The organism is Gemella haemolysans (assembly GCF_001553035.1).
Taxonomy (GTDB): Bacteria; Bacillota; Bacilli; order Staphylococcales; family Gemellaceae; genus Gemella; species Gemella haemolysans_B.
Genome location: NZ_KQ959936.1, coordinates 55,212 through 65,131, shown reverse-complemented (window position 1 = coordinate 65,131; position 9,920 = coordinate 55,212). Strand labels below are relative to the sequence as shown.

The 9,920-nt window shown below is 30.0% G+C and carries 7 protein-coding genes; all 7 read right to left on the bottom strand.

Going from position 1 to position 9,920, the window contains the following annotated elements; genetic code table 11:
• Nucleotides 1–93: 93 nt before the first annotated feature.
• Nucleotides 94–366, bottom strand: coding sequence for a 30S ribosomal protein S15 (gene rpsO, locus HMPREF3186_RS02725; protein ID WP_003144987.1), 273 nt, complete (start codon nucleotides 364–366; stop codon nucleotides 94–96).
• Nucleotides 367–521: 155 nt separating this feature from the next.
• A complete protein-coding gene (locus HMPREF3186_RS02720) occupies nucleotides 522–1,439 on the bottom strand; it encodes a bifunctional riboflavin kinase/FAD synthetase (RefSeq protein WP_060913832.1) in 918 nt (305 codons plus the stop codon).
• Between the two features lie 10 nt (nucleotides 1,440–1,449).
• Nucleotides 1,450–2,373: a tRNA pseudouridine(55) synthase TruB gene (gene truB / locus HMPREF3186_RS02715; protein WP_060913829.1), complete on the bottom strand. Its 924-nt coding sequence runs from the start codon at nucleotides 2,371–2,373 to the stop codon at nucleotides 1,450–1,452.
• Nucleotides 2,373–2,822, bottom strand: coding sequence for a Fur family transcriptional regulator (locus HMPREF3186_RS02710; RefSeq protein ID WP_060913828.1), 450 nt, complete (start codon nucleotides 2,820–2,822; stop codon nucleotides 2,373–2,375). The genes truB and HMPREF3186_RS02710 overlap by 1 nt, the downstream gene beginning before the upstream one ends.
• Before the next feature lie 19 nt (nucleotides 2,823–2,841).
• On the bottom strand, nucleotides 2,842–3,717 hold the full coding sequence (locus HMPREF3186_RS02705) for a deoxyribonuclease IV (protein WP_060913827.1): 876 nt from the start codon (nucleotides 3,715–3,717) through the stop codon (nucleotides 2,842–2,844).
• Nucleotides 3,717–5,048 (bottom strand): DEAD/DEAH box helicase, encoded by a 1,332-nt coding sequence (locus HMPREF3186_RS02700; RefSeq protein ID WP_060913826.1) that lies wholly within the window; start codon nucleotides 5,046–5,048, stop codon nucleotides 3,717–3,719. Before HMPREF3186_RS02700 ends, HMPREF3186_RS02705 begins: the two co-directional genes overlap by 1 nt.
• 522 nt (nucleotides 5,049–5,570) lie before the next feature.
• A complete protein-coding gene (locus HMPREF3186_RS02695) occupies nucleotides 5,571–9,857 on the bottom strand; it encodes a ZmpA/ZmpB/ZmpC family metallo-endopeptidase (protein ID WP_231724147.1) in 4,287 nt (1,428 codons plus the stop codon).
• Nucleotides 9,858–9,920: the final 63 nt, after the last annotated feature.

Below are 9,920 nucleotides of genomic sequence, written 5' to 3'. Positions count from 1 at the left end.
TTTTCCATGCCCCGAACTTGACAAAGAGCCTTATAAATATAATAAAGGAAAGCATTGATTTCACAAATTACTTTCCTTTATTGTTATTAAAAATTATCTTCTTAATCCTAGAGCTTTAATTAATTCACGGTATCTTTGGATATCTTTTTTAATTAAGTAGTCTAGTAAGTGACGACGACGGAAAACTTTTTTAAGTAATCCACGACGACCTGCGTGATCTTTTTTGTGAGTGTTTAAGTGCTCAGTTAAAGCATCGATTTCTGCAGTTAATACTGCGATTTGTACTTCTGGAGAACCAGTATCTGATTCATGAGTACGGTATTGAGCGATAATTTCTTGTTTTCTTTCTTGACTAATTGCTGCCATTGCAATTTCCTCCATATAATTTTATTTTGCGACCTTAATCCTAGTGTAGAACCTGGAGGGTTTCTATACCACGAATAAGGAACATTAGTTATTTTACACTATTTTTTAATATAATTCAAGAGATAACACTTAAAATTAGTGCAATACTCAAGCTTTTAGTAATCTTTTTCTTCACAAGTTTTTTTATCCAGCTTTAATTGCTCTTTTAAGTGATCGAAACTTTCAAATTTTTGTTCTTTTCTTAAAAATTCATAGAAGTAAATTTCGATTTTTTCTCCATAAATATCCTCATTGAAATCTAAAATATGTGTTTCTATAAATTTTTTATTTTTTTCATCTGAAACAGTCGGATTATAACCAATATTTGTAACTGATTTATAAATTTTATTATTAACTTTAATCTTAGTTATATATACACCATTCGTCTCAGGTAATAGATATTTACCGTCTAATTCAAGATTAGCAGTCGGGAAATTAATTGTTCTTCCTAGTTGCCTACCTTTCACTACTAAACCAGAAATAGAATAGAATCTTCCTGTATATTCATTATATTTAGAAAATTCACCTTTTCTGACGAATTCTTTTAATACGGTCGTAGATATTTTCTCCTCATCTATTTTCTCTTTTTCTAGAACAATTACTTCTATTCCACTATCTTTTATTAAATCTGGTGTTCCTAATCCTTTAAAACCGAATCTATAATCAAATCCACAAAAAACCTTATCTACATTTAATTTCTTCAGTATATTATTGATAAATTCTTCAGCCGATAAATTTTGTAATTTTTCATTGAATTCTAAATAATATACCTCATCCACACCAAGATTTTTTAATAGTTCGTTTTTCTTATTAGTCGGTGTAAGAGATTCCTCACTAGTTTTTCCAAAATATTCTTTTGGACTCTTATCTAAAGTAATTACTGCAGATATAAATCCTTTTTCTGCAGCCTCTACAGCACTCCCTATTATTTTTTGATGAGCTTTGTGAATACCATCAAAAAAACCTAATGCTGCAACTCTCTTTTTATTTTCTTCCTTAATCTCACTTATATCTGAAATATTAAATATTTCCATCTCCATCTACCTACTCTATTATTTTTGGAAATGTCGTTTTTACTGATAACAATTCGTCATCTTTATCTTTTAGATGATAAATTGCAATTGCCTCATTCTCATATGTAAAAACTATTCCATCTGTAAAATCGTAATCTGGAAATTGATTTTTTCTAAATCTTAATCCATTCATTACTTGCTTCGCTCTAAATTTCGGTATTTCAACAAATTGAAACTCCTCAAGAGCATATTCTTTTCTTAAAAGGCTTTGCTCCAAGTTTCCTTCTTGGACTTTTTGTTCAACTTCTGATAACTTCAAACACTTTTCCAAAGTTATCTCACCGCTTCTAGTTCTTGTTAACTTACTCATCGTACTAGGTAAATTTAATTTTTCACCAATACTTGTAGCTATAGTTCGAACATATGTTCCTTTACCACAGCTTATATCAATTGAAAAATAAAACTTATCATCTTTATAATACTCACTGTTTTCTATAAATGAAATATCATAAATATTAACTTTTCTCGTTGGAATTTCTACATCAAATTGACCTCTTCTAGCATACTCATAAAGTTTTCTACCATTAACTTTAATTGCAGAATATATCGGTGGAGTTTGTTCTATCTCACCAATCATTAAAGATAAAATCTCCTTTATCTCATTAATGTTAATATCATTTACTTTACATTCTTCTATTACTTCACCAGTAAAATCTTCGGTTGTAGTCTTAAGACCTAGGCAAACTTCCGCTCTATAGCTTTTCCCTAAATCCATAGCATAATCACTTACTTTTGTAGCTCCACCAAGTAATAGTAATAATACTCCATCAACTTCAGGATCTAATGTACCAGAATGCCCAATTTTTTTCATTTGAAGAATTTTCCTTGCTTTAAAAACAACATCATGACTTGTAATTCCACGTTCCTTGTAAATTGGTAAAATACCATCAAACATTATTTCTTATCCTCTTTTTTCAAACAATCCGGGCACAAACCATAAACTTCGAACTTATGCCCATCAATTTGATAACCTTTCAACTCATCAATTTCTAAATTATCACATACATGCACATGAATAATCTTAGCTTTTCCACATCCTAAACATATATGGTGGTGATGATGGTGATCAGTTTCTAAACATCCGATTTTAAAGTATTTTTCACCTTTTATTTCAGTTGTTTCTAAAATTCCCAATTCTTCATAAGTACTTAGATTTCTATAGATTGTATCAAAACTTAGTCCAGGATACATCTTACCAAGAGTTTCAGAGACATATTTTGCATTTATATATCTATCCTCATTTACTAATAGCTCAACCATAGCTTTTCTTTTATCAGTATACTTATATCCTTTTTCTTTTAAAAGTTTCATTATCTTATCAACTTTTTCTTCTGATATTTTCATAGGTAACCTCCTGTACTAACTATTTTTTAAAGTCAACAAACGTCTTACTTCTTAGCATTGCAATTTCATCTTTATACGGTGCAATATCTTTCTTTTCACCATACCAAGGTGTTTCTAAAATTTTAGGAATATTAGCAAACTCATCTAAATGTACAATCCTATTAATTGCATCAAATCCTATACCACCATATCCGATATTCTCATGACGATCTTTATGAGCACCTAAGGTATTTTTACTATCATTAATATGTAGGACTTGAATTCTATCTAATCCTACTATCTTATCAAACTCAGTAAGTACTCCATCTAAATTATTAACTATATCATATCCACCTTCAAAAACGTGACAAGTATCAAAAGTTACTGTTAGTTTTTCATTTAGTGTAACTCCATCAATAATTTGAGCAATTTCATCAAATGTTCTTCCACATTCACTACCTTTTCCTGCCATTACTTCTAGAGCAATATTAGGTTTCATATCTTTTGTTAAAACTTCATTTAATCCTTTAACAATACTTGCTATACCTACATCAGCTCCCGCCTTAACGTGTGATCCTGGGTGTAGAACGATATTTTTAGCACCAATTTTTTCAGTTCTTTCAATTTCTAGCCTTAGAAAATCAACTGCAAGTTGGTAAATATCAGGTTTAATAGTGTTTGCTAAATTAATAATATAAGGGGCATGTACTACAATATCACTTATATTTTTTTCTTCCATTAGCTTATGAGCTTCTTCAATACGTAGTTCTTCTATTGGTTTTCTTCTAGTATTTTGAGGAGCTCCAGTATAAATCATAAATGTATCACTATTGTAACTAGCCGCTTCTTTTACAGAACCAAGCATCATTTCTTTTCCAGACATTGACACATGTGATCCAATTTTCAAATTCTTCATTATTTACCTCTATTCGCCTTATTACTACGTTTAGCAAATTTTCTTCTTTCTTTTTGTTTAAGTTTATCCATTTTATATTTATATTTTTTCTTATATCCTGGTTTAACTTTTTTAGAAACTTTTACTTTTGATTTTAATTTCTCAGTTAAGTTATGATCAGCTACGACTTTCTTTCTACTTTGACGTTTATTTCTATCTTTGACTTCAACGAATTCACCATTTCTAATATCTTGGTGATTAAATTCAATTCCACGTTTTTCTAAATCTTGTAATTTTTCTTCATCTTTATTGTTGTAAATTGTAATACAGTCTCCGCTTAATCCTGCACGTCCAGTACGTCCTGCTCTATGAATAAAGAAGTCTAAATCATTAGGAATATTAAAATTAATTACATGACTTACTCCTTCAATGTCAATTCCACGACTCATTAGATCACTTGCAACAACATAAGTGAAATCTAAGTTGTTAATTCTTCTTTGCATTTGTTTACGTTCACGCGGTGTTAAATCTCCGTGTAGAACACCTACATTTAATCCTTTTGAAATAAGATAGCTACTTACTTCTTCAACTTCAGTTTTCTTATTAGCAAAGATAAGTGCTAAATATGGATTAATAACTGTAGTAATTTCGTGTAATTTTTCTAAACGAGATGAACTTTTCTCTGGAATTAAAATATATTCAATTTTTCCAAATTTTGCATTATCAACTTCGATATACTGTGCATTTTTCAGATATTTTTTTAAGAAGTGATTCATTTGTGTTGGTATAGTCGCTGAGAATACTAAAAATTGGCAATTTTCCGCTGCTCTTTTAGAAATTTTATCAACATCTTCCATGAATCCTAAGTCAATCATCATATCACATTCATCGATTACAAGACTCTCAACTTCTTTAATAGCTAAGGCACTTGATTTATCTAATTCTAATACACGTGTTGGTGTACCTATAATAATATGCGGAGCATTAGATACTCTTTCAATATCTCTATTTAAATCTTGTCCACCAATACATAGTGTAATTTTTATATCTTCTTCGCTAAAACTAGCTATATGTAACGCCATATCATATAATTGTCTAGATAGCTCTCTTGTTGGTGCTAAAATTATACTTTGTGTTTTTTTCTTAGTTACATCTAATTTACTAAAAATTGGTAATAAGAAAGAATGACTTTTCCCACTTCCTGTTTGTGATTTTGCAACTATATTTTTTCCCTTTAATACTGGTGAGAATACTCTCTCTTGAATTTTTGTAGGATTATCGAATCCTAAATCTACTACTGCCTTATTTACAAATTCATTAAATTTATATTGTTCAAATGACTTTGGTAACATTAAAAATCTCCTCTATAATTTTTTATATTATTATTCTATAGACTCTTTCTATATAGTCCACAATCTCCTGCGTGTACATATCTAAAACAATAATTCTTACTACACGCCATAATAAACCATCTTTTATTATACTATAAATACGTGAAATTAGCTATAAAAAACAATATAATGTTACTTATTATAGGAATAACTTAACAAAGAAAAAATCAATTTTGTCGCACACCTCCAAATAGCTTATTAGATATCTGAAACAATTTTATAAAACAAATATATTTATTTTATTGCACCTATAAATTCTCATATAAACTTTTTCAAAATTTAGAACCTCTGTTTAACACTGATAAAAAAGAAGCAACTAAAATCAAAATTTCTTAGAATTTGATTTTTAAGTTGCTTCTTCTATGATTATCCTAAAAATTCTATATAGTATTTAACATATAACTTTAGTTATCTATATAGATTTTCTGAGAGTGTGTTGAACTTTCTAAATAATTATTGAGTAAAATAAACTACTTCTAAAAATTATTTATTAAAAAAATCATTAGAAAATCCATCGGATTCTTTAAGTAATTGTTTATAAACTTTTTCTTTTAACGAAACCGTATGTCTATATTTATTTTGAATTTTATTATCAGTCAATTCATCCAAATCTTTTTGAACGGCTTCATCAAATAATTCTTTCAATCTAACGTAAGTTGAAACTTGTTCATTATCAATAGTGATAGAAATAAATCCTTTTTCGACTGCTTTATTATGAACTTCTCCGTACCACGTTTTCTTCCACTCTTCAAGATTGTTAAAACGACCTTCAGAAACTTTCTTGATAATTAACCTATCACTTAATAAACCTTTATTTTCACGTTTAGCATCTTCTTTATATTTATTAGAAGCGTAACCTATAAACCCTTTTTCATATCCAAAGTAACCCCACATTCTAAAGGTATTATGTTTAAACGATAATGCTCCAACAGCACCATCACTTGTGTTCCCTCCATATATTCCTGCCATCATATTGACAGTAACATAAGCCGAGTTCGGATCTAAATCTTCAGGTTTATAAACACCATTTCTTACACCGTGTTTAGTTGCAAAATTGTTATTAACTAAATCATTAACTGTTGATAATTTAAGAACTTTTTCATCATTATTTAAGTCTCGAACATTATCCCATTGGTTAGGTGCAGTTAAATCATTATTATAACTTCCTTTTTCTCGCATTTTTCTATCAATTTTCTTGAACCATTTACTGTTATCATCTAAGTTTTTACCTATAACAGATTCAGCTTCAACATAATCTAACATCATCATTGCTTCATTATAACGTTTCATGTAATCATCAATTTCACGTCTATTTCTCAGTTTGTGAGGATTGTAGTTATACCATTGTTTACCATCGTTTTCTCTCTCATAAGCCATATTGATACCAAGTGCTCCATATGTTCCATTAGGATTTGAGACTGATGGAGATTGAAGCATTCCTTGAGCAAATGCTTCAACATCAGTTCCCTCACGATGCCACCAACCACCAAAGTAAGCCATCCTGTCATTAACGTGTGTTGTTTCATGTGTAAATGCTGAAATACCAAAATCACTAATTAAATCAGTAGCCATAAAGTACACAGTGTCTTCTTTATATGGTGGAGTATGGATTGCTGCCATTGCTCCCATTCCTGGATTAGGATTGAAATGTTTCCCTGTAGGTCCAAACAATTCTCTTGTTGGAGAATAATCAGGTTTTCCATCTTTGTGCCCATATTTACCAAGCCATCCATAACCTGGTGCATTCATATTATCCCAAACAGGAGTCGGTACCATGTTCTTACTTTTCAGTAAATTATTTCTTACTTTATCTGTAGCCAAACGAGACCAGAAGTCTAAATAGTTTTGTTGCCCTTTTGCCACTTCATCAATTTTCGCTTTAAATTGATTTCGTTCTTCTTCCGTAAATTTACCATATTTTTCAAATGAACTATAAGATATTGTGTTATATGTTGAAATTAAGAAAATATGAGATTTTTTCAAATTCAATAACGGTAAAATCATACGACCATGAACATCATTATTTAAACCTTCATAAGCACGATGTTTTTTGTCTTTAAAATCTTCAGTTGTTGTTTCTGGTTCTACAATATAAACATTTTTCTCTGTTGCTTTTTTGAACCAATCATTTAAATCTTTATCTTCAGTAAACAACCTCATATTATAATTTAAAAATTCATGTAGATTACCTTTTCCAGTATCTCCAGCTATAATTTCACGATAGGCATCTTGTGTGCGATCACCTTTTATATAACTTTCCCTAGAACCAATGTTGATAAGTCTGTCAAGCACATCTACATTTTTTCCATAGAAATCCGGTTTGAATAACATAATTTCTTTTAAATTCATATTATCAAAATTGATTCCATAATAACGATTTAAATATGCTAAACCTAACATTATTTTTTCCTTATTGCTTTCTACTTTTTGAAGTAAAACATCTTCAACAACTTTACTATCATTTAATTGGAATTCATAATTTAATAATAATTTATTAACTAAACTATCTAAATTATTTTTAACTTCTTCAAAACTTTCTTCTAAGAATAAATCTCTAACATACCCTTTACGTTTTTCTATTGTGTTATCTTGAGGATTTTTACGTTTGTCCATTAAATTATAAATGCCCTCTGATTGTAATTCAACAGATTGTAATTTTTCTTTAATTTTATTAGTTAATGAAACTCTATCTTTCTCTACCATATTCGGAGTATAAACAATATCTTTCAATTCATTAATACTGTACTCTTTAATTTTACTTACATTTGATTCTTTAGGAGAAAGGGTAAAAATATCTTTTGTATTATCTGAATAATGTACTAATATTTTATTAGCAACAGATAAATCAGTAACAAAATCGTTATCTTTCATTCCTACTACTGATAAAACTCTCTTAGCTACAAGATTAGAATTTTCATCTAATTTATTACCTTGATTTACTATCCAATCTTTATTATAGAATGGTTGTAATTTTTCTATATTACGATATGCCTGATCACGCTTCTCTTGGTAATCTTGAACATTTTTATATTCATTTTCATAAGAAACTTTGTTGTTAAGCTTATCTACAGTTGGTTGTGTACTAACTAATTTATCAGCAGTAATCATCATCGCTTGAATTTTCGTATCTGCTTCATCTTTAGTAATATCTTTGATTCTATGAGAGTTTCTATGAGTTTTTCCGCCTTTACTAATACCTGTTACAGTGAAATTCTTATTAACAACCCAGTTCGTAACATTTTCATCATCCATATCATTTGATCCAAAGAACACGTCACCTTTCTTAACATCCATCATTGTAACAGTATTTTCAATAACTCCCCAAGGCCAGTTTTTACCTATAAGACCTCCATTTTCTCCACTATTTGGAACATCAATGATTCCTTTTGCTACAGAATTTCTTATATATCCCCATCTACCTATACCATCAGAATTTAAACCATGGCTTATGTTACCTGCTATTCCTCCTGTTCGTGATCTATCACCCGTAATTTCAGCATCAACATAGGCTTTTTCAATATTACCACGCCAAACATCACCTGCTATTCCGGCAAGGTTCCAACCTTTATTACCAGTAGCATGTACTTTACCAATGTATGCAATATTAGTCATTTTTCCTTCATCTAGCTTATTAACAATTCCAGCTACTTCATTTGCTCCAGTGACACTACCCGTTACTTTAACATTTTCAATAGTCCCCCCTTTTACTGTCTGAGCAAGTGTAGCAACGTTATTTTCCCCTGGTAGATTAATATTTACATTCTCTAAGTTTATATTTTTAATAATTGCATTTTCTAATTTACTAAATAATGGATGTACTAAATTATGAATAGAATAATGTTTATCATCAACACTTGTTAATGTTCCTGTAAATTTCTGAGTAACATAAGATTTTCCAAGTGGTTTTATACTAACTGCGCTCAAATCAGCCCCAAGTTTGAATGTTCCCGAAGGAGTTTTTTGCATAGCTTCCATTAAATCTTTAAAATCATAGTACACATCTCCAATATGTGATTTTGGTTTCGCAATATAATAAGAATAAGTATCCTCTATTTTATTTTCACTCGTTCTTTGTACTAAATCTTGAGCTTTTGCACTAACTTTATAAAACCAATCTTCCCCAACTTTTACTTCTTCTATTTTATCAATAGCAAGTTTAGTTATTTTATTATCACGAGAAGTCACTTTCAAATAGTATTCTTTTATATTTTCAGGAATAGCGTTTAATAAGCTACTATCACTTTCCTCACCTTGTTCATTAACATGTATCAAGCTTGTTTCTTTGATATTTTTAACTTCAACTTTTTTTAAATCGAGCCTTAGCAGTCTTTCTTCTAATACTGAAGTCTCATCTACTTTTCCTCGATTATAAATCATAGTTGTTCTGACGATATAGTCTTTATACAATTTAAGATTATCTGCAATATCTTTTAATTTAGATGTAGTTAAATCTAATCGTTTAACTACATTTTCACCATCACGAACTTCTGCTACAATAGATTTAATCTCGACTGAATCCTCATTTTCTAAAGTATATGTCAAGTTAGCAGAACGATCAAGAGTATGTTCTTCGATCTTAGCTAATGTTAATACAGGTGGTTTTTTCTCTTTTGGAATTTCTTTTACTGGATTCTCTGGCTGAACCAACGGTTCGCCTTTCTCACTTACCACTCCTTCTGAGTTCTCTGGCTGTACTAACGATTTTCCTTTTTCACTTACCACGCCTTCTGGTTTCTCTGGCTGTACTAACGGTTCACCTTTCTCACTCAATACTCCTTTCGGATTCTCCGGCTGTACTAAGGCTTCACCTTTCTCGCTTACTACCCCTTTCGG